This is a genomic window from Pseudoflavonifractor sp. An85, from assembly GCF_002161235.1.
GTDB lineage: Bacteria > Bacillota > Clostridia > Oscillospirales > Oscillospiraceae > Enterenecus.
This window is the reverse complement of record NZ_NFHE01000045.1, coordinates 1-14,263: the sequence shown is the minus strand read 5'-3', so window position 1 is coordinate 14,263 and position 14,263 is coordinate 1. Positions and strand designations below refer to the sequence as shown.

The 14,263-nt window shown below is 59.9% G+C and carries 12 protein-coding genes, 1 rRNA gene and 1 pseudogene; 5 read left to right on the top strand and 9 right to left on the bottom strand.

Annotation, left to right across the window (positions count from 1 at the left end):
- Window positions 1-208: pseudogene (locus B5G37_RS13410) on the bottom strand (hypothetical protein); the annotation flags it as partial.
- A 682-nt stretch (window positions 209-890) separates the two neighbouring features.
- The gene (locus B5G37_RS13405; RefSeq protein WP_087258631.1) at window positions 891-2,582 is read right to left on the bottom strand and encodes a M23 family metallopeptidase; all 1,692 of its coding nucleotides are present in this window, start codon (window positions 2,580-2,582) and stop codon (window positions 891-893) included.
- A gap of 294 nt (window positions 2,583-2,876) precedes the next feature.
- Here B5G37_RS13405 and B5G37_RS13400 point away from each other — a divergent pair, with 294 nt between their 5' ends.
- The gene (locus B5G37_RS13400; protein ID WP_087258627.1) at window positions 2,877-3,692 is read left to right on the top strand and encodes a Cof-type HAD-IIB family hydrolase; all 816 of its coding nucleotides are present in this window, start codon (window positions 2,877-2,879) and stop codon (window positions 3,690-3,692) included.
- A gap of 603 nt (window positions 3,693-4,295) precedes the next feature.
- Here B5G37_RS13400 and B5G37_RS13395 read toward each other — a convergent pair.
- The 7 genes from B5G37_RS13395 to lspA form a co-directional block, all read right to left on the bottom strand.
- The gene (locus B5G37_RS13395; RefSeq protein WP_087258624.1) at window positions 4,296-4,877 is read right to left on the bottom strand and encodes a hydrolase; all 582 of its coding nucleotides are present in this window, start codon (window positions 4,875-4,877) and stop codon (window positions 4,296-4,298) included.
- A 109-nt stretch (window positions 4,878-4,986) separates the two neighbouring features.
- Window positions 4,987-6,723: a hypothetical protein gene (locus B5G37_RS13390; protein WP_087258621.1), complete on the bottom strand. Its 1,737-nt coding sequence runs from the start codon at window positions 6,721-6,723 to the stop codon at window positions 4,987-4,989.
- The gene (locus B5G37_RS13385) at window positions 6,698-7,600 is read right to left on the bottom strand and encodes an ABC transporter ATP-binding protein (RefSeq protein ID WP_087258619.1); all 903 of its coding nucleotides are present in this window, start codon (window positions 7,598-7,600) and stop codon (window positions 6,698-6,700) included. Before B5G37_RS13385 ends, B5G37_RS13390 begins: the two co-directional genes overlap by 26 nt.
- Window positions 7,597-7,962, bottom strand: a complete 366-nt coding sequence (locus tag B5G37_RS13380) for a GntR family transcriptional regulator (protein WP_087258617.1) — start codon at window positions 7,960-7,962, stop codon at window positions 7,597-7,599. The genes B5G37_RS13385 and B5G37_RS13380 overlap by 4 nt, the downstream gene beginning before the upstream one ends.
- Before the next feature lie 145 nt (window positions 7,963-8,107).
- Entirely contained in the window at window positions 8,108-9,049 is a 942-nt protein-coding gene (locus B5G37_RS13375) for an L-lactate dehydrogenase (protein ID WP_087258614.1), read from the bottom strand.
- A gap of 37 nt (window positions 9,050-9,086) precedes the next feature.
- Window positions 9,087-10,004 (bottom strand): RluA family pseudouridine synthase, encoded by a 918-nt coding sequence (locus tag B5G37_RS13370; RefSeq protein ID WP_087258612.1) that lies wholly within the window; start codon window positions 10,002-10,004, stop codon window positions 9,087-9,089.
- Window positions 9,970-10,470 (bottom strand): signal peptidase II, encoded by a 501-nt coding sequence (gene lspA, locus B5G37_RS13365; RefSeq protein WP_087258634.1) that lies wholly within the window; start codon window positions 10,468-10,470, stop codon window positions 9,970-9,972. The genes B5G37_RS13370 and lspA overlap by 35 nt, the downstream gene beginning before the upstream one ends.
- Window positions 10,471-10,636: 166 nt before the next feature.
- Between lspA and B5G37_RS13360 the strand changes: the two genes are divergently transcribed.
- The 4 genes from B5G37_RS13360 to B5G37_RS13350 form a co-directional block, all read left to right on the top strand.
- Window positions 10,637-12,148 (top strand): spore germination protein, encoded by a 1,512-nt coding sequence (locus tag B5G37_RS13360; RefSeq protein WP_087258609.1) that lies wholly within the window; start codon window positions 10,637-10,639, stop codon window positions 12,146-12,148.
- Entirely contained in the window at window positions 12,145-12,705 is a 561-nt protein-coding gene (locus B5G37_RS15270; RefSeq protein ID WP_158099431.1) for a hypothetical protein, read from the top strand. The genes B5G37_RS13360 and B5G37_RS15270 overlap by 4 nt, the downstream gene beginning before the upstream one ends.
- Before the next feature lie 2 nt (window positions 12,706-12,707).
- Window positions 12,708-13,673: a hypothetical protein gene (locus B5G37_RS15060; protein ID WP_143482960.1), complete on the top strand. Its 966-nt coding sequence runs from the start codon at window positions 12,708-12,710 to the stop codon at window positions 13,671-13,673.
- A 491-nt stretch (window positions 13,674-14,164) separates the two neighbouring features.
- Window positions 14,165-14,263 (top strand): 16S ribosomal RNA (locus B5G37_RS13350); the annotation flags it as partial.

The following is a 14,263-nucleotide window of genomic DNA, read 5'->3' as shown; positions in this document are numbered from 1 at the left end:
GGTGGGGCTGCGCTTGGGTCTGGGGCACCAGCTGGGGGTGATCCTGCTTCCAGGCGGTAAAGTCAATGACACGGCTCTGGTTTGGGGCAGGGGCGGGGGTTTGTCGGCGCAGACACACCAGCTCCCGCACCATAGGCTCTTCATAGGCCGGGGCCGTGCTGCTGACCGTCAGTCGCCGTGCGGCAACGGTGTAAAATGTGGTCTCCATAGACAATCCTCCTTTTGTATTTGAGAGTAGTATCTCACAAATACAGTCCCATAAACGACACTTTGTTACAATTTGTCGAACCAATGTTCTAGATATATGATAATACATTTGTTCGATTTTGTCAAGGGGGACGCTGCGCTGGGGACGCGCTCCGCTTAGGCCCGATTTCTCCCCGATGAGAAATCGGGGAAAGAATCGCCTAGGGCGTTCCCCCCTAGGTACCCCCCAGAGGTCTCCTTGCATGGCGCTGGAGCATCCCACACCGACGCTGAGGTAAGAAGGATTGACTGGCCTCCTTGCGCCGCTGCCGCTGATACGTTGTGTGTAGAACCGCGGTGCTTGGTAACAGCGTCTGGTTTGGGAGCAGGCTGGTAGCTACCACCTGTGGCAGGCCCTGCCCTTCTGGGGCAAGTGCTTTCCACACTGGAACGTGGAGCGGTGAGCGGAGGTAGTGGCACAGAGTATCGGCTTACCCCTGGGCCGGTTTGGGTTCCTCCAGTGCCATAGGGCTACTGACCCCAGTGGGGTTCTTAGGGGCAAGGCCCCTAAGTGGCTTTTCGTCCATTTTGGCCACTCAAAATGGACCCTTAGCGGAGCGTGTCCTTCTGGGCTGACAAGCCTATGCCATCAAAAGCAAAAGAAAAACCGTGCTGTGAGAACCCCTCACAGCACGGTTGAGATTTTAGAGATAATTGCGGGGGTTCACGCTCTGGCCGCCCACGCGCACCTCAAAGTGGCAGTGGTAGCCGGTGGCGGTGCCGGTCATGCCCACGCGGGCAATGGCCTGACCCTGGAACACCTTCTCCCCAGCGTTGACCAGCAGGGAAGAGCAGTGGGCGTAGTAGGTGACGGTGCCGTCGTCATGGGTGATGATGACGGTGTAGCCGTAGCTGCCACGCCAGCCAGCGAAGGTGACGGTGCCGCCGTCGGCAGCGGAAATGGTGGTGCCGTAGGGAGCGGCAATGTCCAGACCGGAGTGGAAGGAGGTACCGCCGAAGATGTTACGGTAACCGAACTCGGAAGTAATGGTGCCAGACAAGGGCCAAATAAAGTAACCATTGGAGGCAGTGGCGGGCTTTTCCTTGGTGCCCTGGTACATGTAGGTGGTGGTGGCCTCCTGCACGGTGGTGCGGGACACCTCTTCGCGCTGGGTCTCCACACCGTTGACCAGGGTGACCCGGGCCTCCACCTGCTCCACGCCGTCCTGACCGGCTTCCTTGAGCTGGGTGGTGCCCTCATAGAGGTTGGCGTTGTCCACGTACTCCACGGGGCTCTGGATGGTCTCCTCGTAGGTCTCAGTGACCACAGTCTCCACGGTCAGCAGAGGCTCAGCCTGCTTGACCAGCAGCTGATCGCCCACGGTGAGGCGGCTGCTCTTCACCTCAGGGTTGAACTCCTGAAGCTGGTCGCCGGTGAGGCCAGCGGCCTCGGCAATGCTGTTAAAGGTATCGCCCCGCTCCACAGTGACGTATTCGGCCTCTTCCTTGTTGCCGGAGAGGGTGGCCTGGAGGGTATCGGGGGTGAACTCGGTGTTGGAGGGCAGCTCCACGGGGAAGATCTCCACATCCTGAGTGAACTTGTGCTCCACAGTCTGGTCGTTGAGGTAGGGCTCAGCCACCTGATCCAGCATCTGCTCCAGCTCTTCACTGGTCTGAGCGTAGCCCAGCTCCTGGCCGTCCACGGAGATGGCGTAGGCATCCATCATGGCGCCGGTGTCCTCGAACAGGGCATCCTCAACGGCGCGGGCGTTGGTCTGGGTACCGGCATCCAGGTAGGTGGGAGCCAGGGTGATCTCGGCGTCGTAGCTGTACTCCTCGCCCAACACGCTGGCCACGCGGGTCTCCACGTTGCCCACAATGTTACTCAGCTCTTCCTCACTGGCCACCACGCCCACTTCCTGGCCGCCCACGTAGGCCACGTAGGCCTTGGTGTACATGCCGTTGAAAGAGATGGCGCCGATGCCCACACACAGCAGGGTGATGTACAGCAGGGGGGAGACGGGGTGACGGTCCACACGGACCCGCACCTTATTGGCCAGCACGCCGGCCTTCTCCCAATACTCCCGGCCCCAAGCGGAGGTCTTGTCCCACTGGGCACGGGCCAGCTTGCCGCCGTTGACCGCGCCCACCAGAGCCATATCATGGCACACAGTGGCAGCGGCTTTGGCCTTGTCCTTGCCCACCAGAGCCATGTCGTGACAGACGGTGGCAGCGGCCTTGGCCTTCTCCTGGCAAACTCCTGCGCTGGTCTTGGCCTTGGCCTTGCAGGCAGCAGCGGCGGCCTTCAGGCGATTCTTGGCCCACAGAGCCGTGTCACTGACGACACGGCGCAGGGAATGCGTATTCAGTTCGTTGTCCTGTTGCGAGTTCCTCACGGAACGTCCCTCCCGACTTTCGAATTGGTAACAAATAAATTTCAATAGTTACAAATCAGTTACAAGGCATATCCTACACGCTTTTTCTCTCTTCGTCAAGGGTTTTTTCTGTCGTAATATGTAAACATTTTATTTTATACGTGGTGGCACGAGAAAATTTATGGTAAAAATTCTACCAAATTTCTGGAAGTTTGAGGGGTTTTGAGCAAAACACAGAAGAATTCCCCAGGGTTGACAGATGTGGTGGGGAACAGTAAAATTGTGGCGATACCCAGACAAAAGGAGGCTGTGGCCATGGGAAAATTTGACGGCGTGTTGCTGTATTCCGATTACGACGACACCTTATATAACCAACATCTCACGGTATCCCAAGAAAATCATGAGGCCATCCGGTACTTTATGAAGGAGGGCGGCCGGTTTTCTGTGGCCACCGGGCGGGCAAAACGCACCTTTGCTCCTCAAGTGGAACGGGAGCATTTGGAGTTCAATGCCCCGGTAGTGGTGTCCAACGGCGCGGGGATTTACGATTTTGCCGCGGGGGAGTATGTGCTGCGCAGTCAGCTCACCCCTGAGACCCGAGACCATATGGTGCAGCTGTGTGAGCAGTTTCCCGAACTGTCCTTTGAGGCCTACCACGAGGAGGACATCTACGTCCACAACCCCAACATTGTCACCATCACCCATTTGAACCGGGTGGGGGTGCCCTATCAGGAGTGCCCCATCCACCAGATGCCAACCCCATGGATGAAGGTGCTGGTGGAGCAGGACCACCCCATGCTGCAAGAGGCGCAGGAGTATCTCCTCTCCCACTGGGGGGAGGATTACGAGGTGATTTTCTCCAACCCCTACCTGCTGGAGGTCACTGCCAAGGGCGCCAACAAGGGCACCATGGTTTCCCACGTGGCCAAGATGCTGGGGATTGCCCCCCAGCATGTGTACTGCATCGGGGACAATCAAAATGACATCCCCATGCTGGAGGTGTCCGCCATCCCCTTTGCCCCGGCCAACTGCGCCCAGCCGGTGAAGGACTGGGGTGCGCGGCTGGTGGGCCACACCAACGACCACGCGGTGGCCCAGGTCATTGAGATTTTGGATGGTATCTATAAATAAAGAGAAGCCCGGCTGCATATGTATATACCCATATCTTGTTTTTTCAGTTCCGGCTTACCAGACTGGTGGAGACGCTCCGCTAGGATCTATTTTTGAGCGGCCAAAAATAGACGAAAAAGCCGCCTAGGGGTTGCACCCCTAGGTACCCTGCTGGGGTCAGAAGCCCTACGGATTTGGAGCAACCCAAACCGGCCCCGGGGTAAGCTGATACTCTTACGCCACTACATCCGCTGCCGCTCACCGTACCAGTGTAGAGGGCATTTGCCCCAGAAGCACAGGGCCTGCCATGGGTGGTGGCTGCCAGCCTGCTCCCAATCCAGACGCTATGACCAAAGAACCACCACGGCTCTACACGGAACATGTTAGCGGCAGCGGCGCAAGGAGAACAGACAATTCCACATACCTCAGCGTCGATAGGGGATGCTCCAGCGCCATGCAAGGAGACATTAGGGAGGTATCTAGGGGGGGAACGCCCTAGACGATTCTTTCCCCGATTTCTCATCGTGGAGAAATCGGGCCCAGCGGAGCGTAAAACCAAGTTGTCAAATTTTTTCGCTGGAAATTGCGGACGGACAGTTCCCCGGAAAGGAAAGAAGGGGAACCTCAGTTCCCCTCCAAAAAGTAGGATGCCTCCATATCCGCCGTGGCCAGAGCAAAGGCCAGAGGGAACTGCTGGAAGGCCTGCCCCACCAGACGGTTGTCCTCGGTGCCGGAAAAGCCCATGTGCCAGCGGATGGCCATGGCCTCCTCCCGGGTAAGGCGCATAAACCCGGAGATGATGTACACCGACTTCTCCCCGTGACCGTAGGGCAGCTTGTCCTCAAAGAAGAAGGTGGGCACCTTCTCCCACTGGCCGGTGGCGTCGTTTTTGACGTTGCGGGTGCCCGCTTTGTAGCATCCGATCTTACACAGGTCGTGGAGCAGGGCCACAATGGCCACCGACTCCATGGGATAGTCCAGCTGGTACACCTCCCGGGTGCGGGGCCGGGCCAGGTAATCCTCCAGGCAGCGGAACACGTTCACCGAGTGCTCACACAGGCCCCCCACGTAGGAGCCGTGGAACCGGGCGGAGGCGGGGGCGGTGAAGAAGTCACTTTTATTTAAAAGGTAGTCCAGCAGCTCGGCGGAACCCTCCCGGTGAATGTGGGTTTGAAAAATCTCCAGAAATTCTTCCTTGGGTGTCATGGCGTGGCCCTCCTGTGGTGGTTTTGATGCTACCATCATAGCAGACAACCCCCGCCAGGTCAAAGAAAACCCACCCGCGCCCAGAGATGGGGCGGGTGGGTAGGGAAAATTAGTAGCCCAGTTCTTCCAGAACTTCCAGGGTGTGTGCGGCCTGGTCCGTAATGGCCACGGAAACGTAGTTGCCAGGAATGTGGTCTGTGTTGTAAATATATTCCATTTGCTTCAAGGCGCTGGGACTGATACTCCAGTACAGGTCAATATGCACCTCTCCATCCCCATAGAACAGGGTGCGGGGCATATTGCCCTCCCGGATATCCTGCACAATGGCCTGATAGACGCGCTGGGCCTCACTGGTGGACAGATCGTGGCCGGTGGAGGTATTTCCAGTTTCAGAAGTGAGATAGAAGGAGCCGCCGGTGGGTTGGTACCCGTTTGCCTCCAACTCCTGGAACTCGTAGGACTGGAGCATGAGCTTGCTGTCATTGACCAGCTGGTGGGCCAGATTGGTGACGGTGCCAGCCCGGTCCAGATCCCCTTCATTGACATACACGGTGTAGGAGCGGGTGAGCCGGGTACCATTGGACAGGGTGTAGGTCACGTCCCAACGGGTGGAGTTGTCATAATACCCGTTGAAGGTGTTCCGCTGGTCTACCAGGGCCTGATGCAGCTGGGTGATGAGGGAAATGGCCTGGGGGTCCCGGGTCTGGATGTCGTGGAAGTTGGTGGCGGTGTCAACGGGGTAGCTGTCCAGCCCCGAAATGCTCACCGACACCACCTCGTCGGCCTCCGGTACCCGGGTCTCATAGCCGGTGAGGTCAAATTTCATTGCCAAAAACAGGGCGGCGAAGGCGCAGGCAATGACGCCGGCTCCCTTCCAGTACCGCAGCACCCGCACCGATTTGGACAAAAACATCTGGCCCACAAAGCAGCCCGCCACGCCCCACAGCATGACGGATAACGCCAAACCCACCTCGCCCAGGCCCAGCACCAGCCGGGTGAGAGAGCCCAGGGCCAGCCCGGTGCAGATGGCCACGCCGTAGCGGAACACCGGGCGCAGACCCGCCCAGATCACCACGTCGCCGGAGCGCTCCATGGGCCGCTTGACGTACAGCAGCCAGGACGCCAGGGCGAACACCACCCCCACCCCGGCATATACCATAGACATTCCATATCCGTTATCCGGGCTGCCATAGCTGAATAGTTGCCAGATAGGGGTGAACCATTCCACCCAATCAGGCACTGCCACCAGAGAACCGGGGTAGCCGAAGTAAAACTCGTGGAACAGCAGGGTGAGCAGGTACCAAAGCCCGCCCACTAGGCCGTTGAAAATGCCGTAAAACACGGGCAGGGCCAGCAGATGACCGGTGAGCATGCCGCACAACACCGCAAAGGAGTAGAAAAATAGGGTTTGCATACACACTACGATTAGTCCGGAGGCAAACCCGCTCAGGCTGTAGCCCAGCCCCAGGAGGGCAGCCAGCAGGGTCATCACTGCCACCGGTACCACCAGCCACAAAAGCCCGGTGAGATAGTGGGTGGCAAAGAGAGCCGTGCGCTTGGGGGGCAGGGCAGCGGTGAAGTTGCACGAGCGGGTGGTGTACAGGTGGCTGCACACCGCCATGGCCGCCAGCACGCCGAATACAATGGCCATGGGGGTGGCCATGACCCGGAACAGATACTCGATGTCGGTGGCCCAAGCCCCAATACAGCTGCTGCGCAGATAGTTCAACCCAGAAATGGGCAGGACGATGGCCCAGATGACAGCGTTAAGGGCAATGAGGGGCCAAAACCGCAGGGTCAGCTGCTTGCCCAAGGTTCCATTATAAAACGATGTCCCGCACCGCATAGTCGTCCCCTCCCATCTCATAAATAAAGATTTCTTCCAAACTCAAAGGCAGCGCCTCCACAAACAGGGGGCGGGTCTCCTCCACTCGCTGGCGCACCTCGCCCAGGCTGCCCCGCACAATATAGGTGTACACCCGGCCCAGCTGGGACTGGTGGAGCACCTGCAAATCCTGGGGCAGTCCCGGCTGCACCCCATCGGGGAAGGCCACCTGCAGCTTCACGGTGGTACCCTGGAGCTGGGACAGGGACCGCTCAATAACCACCCGCCCGTGGCTCAAAATACCCACGTGGTCGCACACATCCTCCAGCTCCCGCAGGTTGTGGGAGGACACCAGCACTGTGGTGCCTCGCTCCGCCACGTCCCCCATCAAAAGGGACCATACCTGACGGCGCATCACCGGGTCCAGCCCATCCACCGGCTCGTCCAGAAGCAGGTAGTCGGGGCAGCAGCTCATGGCCAGCCAGAAAGCCGCCTGCTTCTGCATGCCCTTGGACATGCGGCGGATGGGCCGCTTGGGGTCCACCTCGGGGAAGGCGGGGGCCAGCTTTTCAAACCGCTGCGCATCAAAGTGGGGGTACATGCCCCGGTAGAACTTCATCATCTCCCGCACCGAGGCCGAGCCGTAGTAGTACACCTCGTCGGGGATGACCACCATGCGCTCTTTGATGGCGGGATTTTCATACACCGGCTGACCCTCCACGGTGATCTCCCCCCGGTCGGGGCGGTACACCCCGCACAGGTGGCGGAGAATGGTGGATTTACCCGCCCCGTTGGGGCCCACCAGACCGTAAATGGAGCCACGGGGCACCGTCATGGTCAATTCATTCAGGGCGGCAAACCCGTCAAAGGTTTTGGTGACTCCTTTCGCCTCAATCATGGCTGTTCCTCCTTCCGCCCGCACGCGGCGGTAATGTCTTCTTCGCTGACTCCCAGGTATCGCAGCTCCTCCACCACTTTGGACAGCTGCGCCATCAATTCCTCCCGCCGTTTGTCTTCCACGTCGCTGCGGTCGGCGGCAAAGCTGCCCTTGCCGGGGATGGAGTACACATACCCCTCTTGCTCCAGGGCCTCATAGGCCTTTTGGATGGTGTTGGGGTTGATGGCCAGTTGGCTGGCCATGGACCGCACCGAGGGCAGCTTATCCCCCGGGCGAATGGCCCCGGAGATCACCATGTGGCGCAATCCCTCTTTCACCTGCTCGTAGATGGGACGCCCGTCCCGGTAGTTGAGGTGTAACACCAACCTCACCTGCCTTTCTGAACTGTATGAACTGTACTAGATGTTCTAGTACAGTTAGAGTATCACAGAGGGGGAGGAATGTCAAGGAAAAAGAAACAGGGAATGTGGGCGCAAACCCACATTCCCTGTTTCTTTTTGGATAAACTTACAGATTGAGATGCTCGATGACCTCTTGCAGCTGCTTGGCAGAGGCGTGGAGGGCCTTGGACTCCTCCTCGTTCAGGGGAATCTCCAGAATCTGCTCCACACCCCGGCGGCCCACAATGGAGGGGATGGACAGGCACAGGCCGTTGAGGCCGTACTGGCCGCCCAGGCACACGGACACGGGGAGCACAGACCGCTGGTCCCGCACGATGCACTCGGCAATGCGGGCCACCGCCATGGCGATGCCGTAGTAGGTGGCGCCTTTGCGCTGGATGATCTCATAGGCGCTGTCTCGCACCCCCTCATAGATGCGCTGGGTGGCTCCGGCGTGGTCGTTGTGGCCCCGGAACTGGCAGAACCGCTCCAGCGGGATGCCGGAGACGTTGGCGCCGCTCCACACGGCCAGCTCGCTGTCCCCGTGCTCGCCGATGATGAAGGCGTGGACGTTGCGGCTGTCCACATCCAGGTGCTGGCCCAGCAGGAACTTCAGGCGGGCGGTGTCCAGCACGGTGCCGGAACCAAACACCCGGTGGGCGGGATAGCCGGAAATCTTCATGGCGGCGTAGGTGAGCACGTCCACGGGGTTGGACACGATCATCAGCATGCCCTCAAAGGGACGGGCGGTGATCTGGGGAATGATGGACTTGAGAATGCCCACGTTCTTGTCGATGAGGTCCAGGCGGGTCTCACCGGGCTTCTGGTTGGCGCCGGCGGTGATGATGACCAGGGCGCAGTCGGACACGTCCTCGTAGGTGCCGGCGTAAATCTCCATGGGGGAGAGGTAGGGCAGGCCGTGGCTGAGGTCCATGGCCTCGCCTTCCGCCTTCTCGTGGTTGGCGTCGATGAGTACCATTTCGGAGAACAGCCCCTTCTGGATGAGGCTGAAGGCGATGGATGCCCCTACAAATCCGCATCCGATGACCGCAACTTTCCGATGATTCATGAATATCAGTCCTTTCTAGAGTGAATGGGCAAAGGTGTTAGGTTAATTGTAGCCGCTGAAGGGTCTTGGTAAACCAGTCCGGCAGGGGAGCCTCCACTGTCATGCGCTCCCCGGTGGTGGGGTGGGTGAAGGTGAGACAGGCGGCGTGGAGACACTGGCCCGCCAGCCCCGGGAAGGGCTTTTTGGAGCCGTACACCACGTCCCCCACCAGAGGATGCCCAATGGAAGTCATGTGTACCCGGATCTGGTGGGTGCGCCCGGTCTCCAGCCGACAGGTGATGTGGGAGTAGCCGTTCCGGCTGTCCACCACCTGCCAGTGGGTGATGGCCTCCCGGCCCTCGCCAGTTCGGCACACCGCCATGCGTTTTCGATCCACCGGGTGCCGGGCCAGAGGGGCGTTTACCGTTCCCGCCTCCTCCTTAAAGCCGCCCAATACCACGGCGTGGTAGAGGCGGAACAGGGAGTGGTCTTGCAGTTGCTCGGCCAGGGCCAGATGGGCCTTGTCGTTCTTGGCCACAATGAGAAGCCCCGAGGTGTCCCGGTCAATGCGGTGGACAATGCCCGGACGCTTCTCTCCGTTGATTCCGGAGAGTGTATTTTTACAGTGATATAACAGAGCGTTAACAAGTGTTCCGTCGGGATGGCCCGGGGCGGGGTGTACCACCATCCCCACGGGCTTGTTGACCACCACCACGTCGTCGTCCTCGTAGACGATGTCCAGGGGGATGTCCTGGGGGACAAGGTCGATGTCCTGGGGCTGGGGCGGGGAGACCAGCAGGGTATCCCCGGGCTTCAGGGCGGCGTTCTTTTTCACCGGTTTCCCGTTTAAGGTGACCCGGCCTTCCTCCATCCATTTCTGGGCCGCCGAGCGGGTGAGCCCGTCCAGCTGGGCGGAGAGCACCGCGTCGGCTCTCCCTGCCTCAAGTACCGTTATCGGGAAGGTCGCAGTCTCCATGGGGCTCCACCTCCTTCTGATTGGAGTCGGGGTAGAAAAAGAGCACGTAGAGAAAGAGCAGTACCACACCTATCGTGATATAGCAGTCGGCCAGGTTGAACACGGCGAAGTTCATAAAGGTGGTCTGGAACATGTCGGTGACGTAACCCAACACCACCCGGTCGATGAGGTTGCCCACCCCTCCGCACATCACCAGCATGGCGGCGGTGAGGCCCAGCCAGCCCTGGAAAAACTTCCGCTGCACCAGCACGGCGATGACCACCACCACCACGGCAGAGATCAGGGTGAGCAGCCAAGTGTGTTCCCGCAGAATGGAGAAAGCGGCGCCGGTGTTTTGCACATAGGTCAGATCCAACAGGTGGGGGATGAAGGGAATGGACTGGCCCAGGTCAATGCCCGTGCGCACCAGGTATTTCACCACTTGGTCTGCCACCAGCAGCACTAGGGCGATGATTGAGTAAAGCATGGTATCACCTTTTTCGAATAAGTTCCACATCTCATAGAAGTTCTGTGGATATTCTACCACACCCCCTGGGGGTGCGTCCAGAGTTTCCTAGTAAATTGGTATGGTAAGGGTATAAAAGAATGGGAGGGGCGGCATACTGGAATTTGTGAAAGGGGTGTAACACACCATGGCAGATCGACACATTCCACCGCCGCATCCGCGTAAGGAGCCCCGGGTCAACGTGCCTCTCACCGCCGACGGCATCGCCCAGGTCTTTGAGGGGTGCGCGGATTTCGGGCGTCGGACTCTCTATCTGGGGGACAATCCGGACCGGGCCATTGAGATGCTCTACATTGTGGGCCAGGTGCGCAACGAGCGGGCCAGCGACTATGTGCTGCGCCCCCTCACCCAGTGCAAGGACCTGGCGGAGGTGAACACCTTGGACGAGGCCTATGACCGCATGGCCAAGGGGTGCCTGTACTCTCTGGCGGTGTCCGAGCGCACCACTGCCGACCAGGTGGTGTTTGACCTGGTCAACGGGTGGGTGGCCCTGTTTTTCCCGGGAAAAGACAAGGTGCTCACCCTCATGACCGCCACCGAGGAGAAGCGTTCCATTTCCCCTCCCGACAACGAGCCGGACGTGAAGGGAGCCCGGGACTGCTTTGTGGAGAGCGTGCGCACCAACACCTCTTTGGTGCGCCGCCGCCTCCGGGCCCCCGAGCTGCGGGTGGGGGAGACCTTTGTGGGCCGGCAGTCGGTGACCCCCGTGGACATTCTATATATAAAAGGTATCGCCGATCCTCAGCTGGCCCAACAGGTGGAGGAGCGGGTGCGGGCCATCGACATCGACGCCATGCTCATGACGGGAAATTTGGAGCAGTATATGGTGGGGCAGGAGGCCCGCACTCCCTTCCCCATGAGCTTTTACACCGAGCGGCCCGACCGGTTCTGCGCGGGGCTGGCGGAGGGCCGGGTGGGAGTGCTGGTGGACGGCATCCCCATGGGTTGGCTGTTCCCCGCAACCCTGGACAGCTTTTACCGCACGGGGCAGGACCGGAGCACCAGCTGGATGGTGGCCTCGGCCCTGTCGGTGCTGCGCTACCTGTGTATGCTGGTGACCTTGTTTTTGCCGGGGCTATATGTGGCGGCGGTGCTGTACCACCCGGAGCTGATCCCGGTGAAGTTGATGCTCTCCATCATCGCCGCCAAGGCGGACGTCCCCTTTTCCACACTGGCGGAAGTGCTGGTGATGCTCATAGCCTTTGAAGTGGTGCAGGAGGCGGGGCTGCGCCTGCCCACCGCCATTGGACAGACGGTGTCCATTTTGGGCGGCCTGGTGGTGGGCTCGGCGGCGGTGGAGGCCAAGTTGGTGTCTCCGGCGGTGCTGGTGATGGTGGCCATTGCAGGCATTGCCGGGTACACCGCCCCCAGCCAGGACTTTTCCGGGGCGCTGCGGCTGTGGCGGTTTGGCATTACTTTGGCAGCTGGTGTAGCGGGGCTTATCGGGCTGGTGTTGGCGGGGATGGCCCTGGTGTACCACCTGGCGACCCTGGAGAGCTTCGGGGTGGCCTACCTCACCCCCTTTGCCTCCTGTGGAGGCAGCGGGGAGCGGGGCCATGTGGTGTTCCGCCAGCCTTTGCCCTGGGTCAAGACCCGGCCCCGGTATCTCAATCCCCAAAACAGGAGGAATCAAGGTTGAAACGGATGTGGGTGTTGGCGCTGGCCCTGTCAGCGCTGTTGTGCGGCTGCGCCCCCACTGCCCGGGAGCCGGATCAGCTGGCCCTGGTGCGGGTGCTGGGGGTGCAGGGCAGGGAACCGGTGGAGTTGACGGCGGTGTGCGGCATGGATGACCAGGATCAGCAGCCCATCCGGGGGACGGTGCAGGGGGATGATTTTCCTGCGGCCCTGGAGGCGGTGCCCTGGTCGGGGGAGAAGGAACTGTCCCTGACCTCGGTGTCCTACCTGGTGGTGGGGGAGGATGTGGCCCTGGAGGACGTGCTGCGGCAGGTGCTGGAGGATGAAGAGCTGGGGGCTTCCGCCACAGTTTGGATAGCCCGGGGCAAGGTGTCCGGGATGCTGGACCGGTGCGACGACCCGGAGACGGATTTGACCCTGCTCACCCACCAGGGGGTGGAGGCCCCCACGGTGGTGGAGGTGCTGGCGGCCCTCACCACCCATGGAAGGGTGGAGCTGCCCCAGGTGGAGCAACACGGCGGACAGCTGGTACAGGCGGGCCGCTGGACATGGGAGGAATGAGGTTGAACACAAGGCATGCGCTGTCTCTGCGCCAAGTGCTGGCGGCGGTGACCCTGGCTGGACTGTCCATGGGGGCGGCCCAGGCGGGACAGATGGACTGGAAGTGGAGCCTGGTGGGGGTGGCAGTGTCGGTGCCGCTGCTCACCTGGGTGATGGTACGGGTGGGAAAGGGCCCGGTGTACCAGGGAGTGTATGGGGTGGTGCTTACCGCCGTATACACCAGCTGGTCAGCCCTCACCCAGGGCCATGTGCTGCGCCAGGCGGCCAGTCGGTTGGAGATCACCGGCGGCAGCCAGGGGGTGCTGGGCTGGATGATCCTGTTGCTGGCTCTGCCGGTGGCGTGGATGAGCTGGGGGAAGCCGGCGGCCTTCTTCCGGGGCGGAGAGATCTACTGGATGGTGCTGGTGGCGGTATTGGTGGCCGTGGGGCTGCTCGCCATCCCCCAGGTGAACGTGTCTTACCTGTGGCCACAGGGGGAAGGGGGATGGACCTCCGCGGTGACGGCGGCGGGTACCGTGGCCGTGGCGGCATGGGTATTACCCTATATATATAAAGTATCTCCCCAACGCAGAGAGGGAGTGGGCGCCGTGGGGCGCTGGCTGCTGTTGCTGGGGGTGCTGGCTGTGGGGCTGGCCGCCCTCACCCGGGGCATCTTGGGGAATGGGGCGGCAGGACTGTCCCAGCCCTTCTTTGTCACCACAGGGGTGATGGGGGAGAGCGCCCGCACCGAAGGGCTGCTGTCTGCCCTGTGGCTGATCTGTGACCTGGTATGGGCGGGACTGCTCACCCGGGTATGGGGGAGCGGGAAAGGACCTCTATGGTGTGTCGTAATAGGGGTGGCCATTGCCCTGACGGGATGGACGGATGGATGGCCCTCTATGGTATGGCCCATAGGGAATTTGGCATTGGCGCTCCTGACAGTGGCCCGTCCCCAGGGGAACGGGAGAATAGTGGTAACCTATGAGTAAAACCACCATATCTGGGGGTAGAGGAAAAAGTTCGAAAAAACTCGAAAAAAGGCGAAGAAAAGTGTTGACAACTGGGGATGGATTTGGTATATTAACTGAGCGCCTGACGCAGGGGCAACACCGGATCGGAAATCCAACCGAAAGTTGAGAAAAAGTTCAAAAAAGGTGTTGACAAGAGCGAAATGGCGTGATATGATATAAAAGTTCGAGCGAGCCGGTTGAATGACAGCGCGAAAGAAAAACTTGAAAAAAGTTTGAAAAAGTGCTTGACAACCAAGAGCGAGCCTGATATAATAAGGCTCCGCTTGTTTGAGCGGTTTGTACCTTGTAAATTAAACAATGAGAAACACGAAAAGCACCAGAAGGACACGAGTCCTTCATGGAAACTGGTAACACAGTGAAATGAAGGGTCTCATCAATTCATATCTTTGAAGTTAAGAGATTAGCTTCAATAAAATTGATTTAAGCGGCGAAAGCCGTTTAGATACCATTTTATTGAGAGTTTGATCCTGGCTCAGGATGAACGCTGGCGGCGTGCTTAACACATGCAAGTCGAACGAGAATCAACGGATTGAGGATTCGTCCAAATG

Bases quoted from the DNA above. Each gene is read 5' to 3' on its own strand.
- lspA (WP_087258634.1), bottom strand. From the start codon at position 10,470: ATGCTTTACTCAATCATCGCCCTAGTGCTGCTGGTGGCAGACCAAGTG.
- B5G37_RS13395 (WP_087258624.1), bottom strand. From the start codon at position 4,877: ATGACACCCAAGGAAGAATTTCTGGAGATTTTTCAAACCCACATTCAC.
- B5G37_RS13385 (WP_087258619.1), bottom strand. From the start codon at position 7,600: ATGATTGAGGCGAAAGGAGTCACCAAAACCTTTGACGGGTTTGCCGCC.
- B5G37_RS13390 (WP_087258621.1), bottom strand. From the start codon at position 6,723: ATGCGGTGCGGGACATCGTTTTATAATGGAACCTTGGGCAAGCAGCTG.
- B5G37_RS13370 (WP_087258612.1), bottom strand. From the start codon at position 10,004: ATGGAGACTGCGACCTTCCCGATAACGGTACTTGAGGCAGGGAGAGCC.
- B5G37_RS13400 (WP_087258627.1), top strand. From the start codon at position 2,877: ATGGGAAAATTTGACGGCGTGTTGCTGTATTCCGATTACGACGACACC.
- B5G37_RS13360 (WP_087258609.1), top strand. From the start codon at position 10,637: ATGGCAGATCGACACATTCCACCGCCGCATCCGCGTAAGGAGCCCCGG.
- B5G37_RS13375 (WP_087258614.1), bottom strand. From the start codon at position 9,049: ATGAATCATCGGAAAGTTGCGGTCATCGGATGCGGATTTGTAGGGGCA.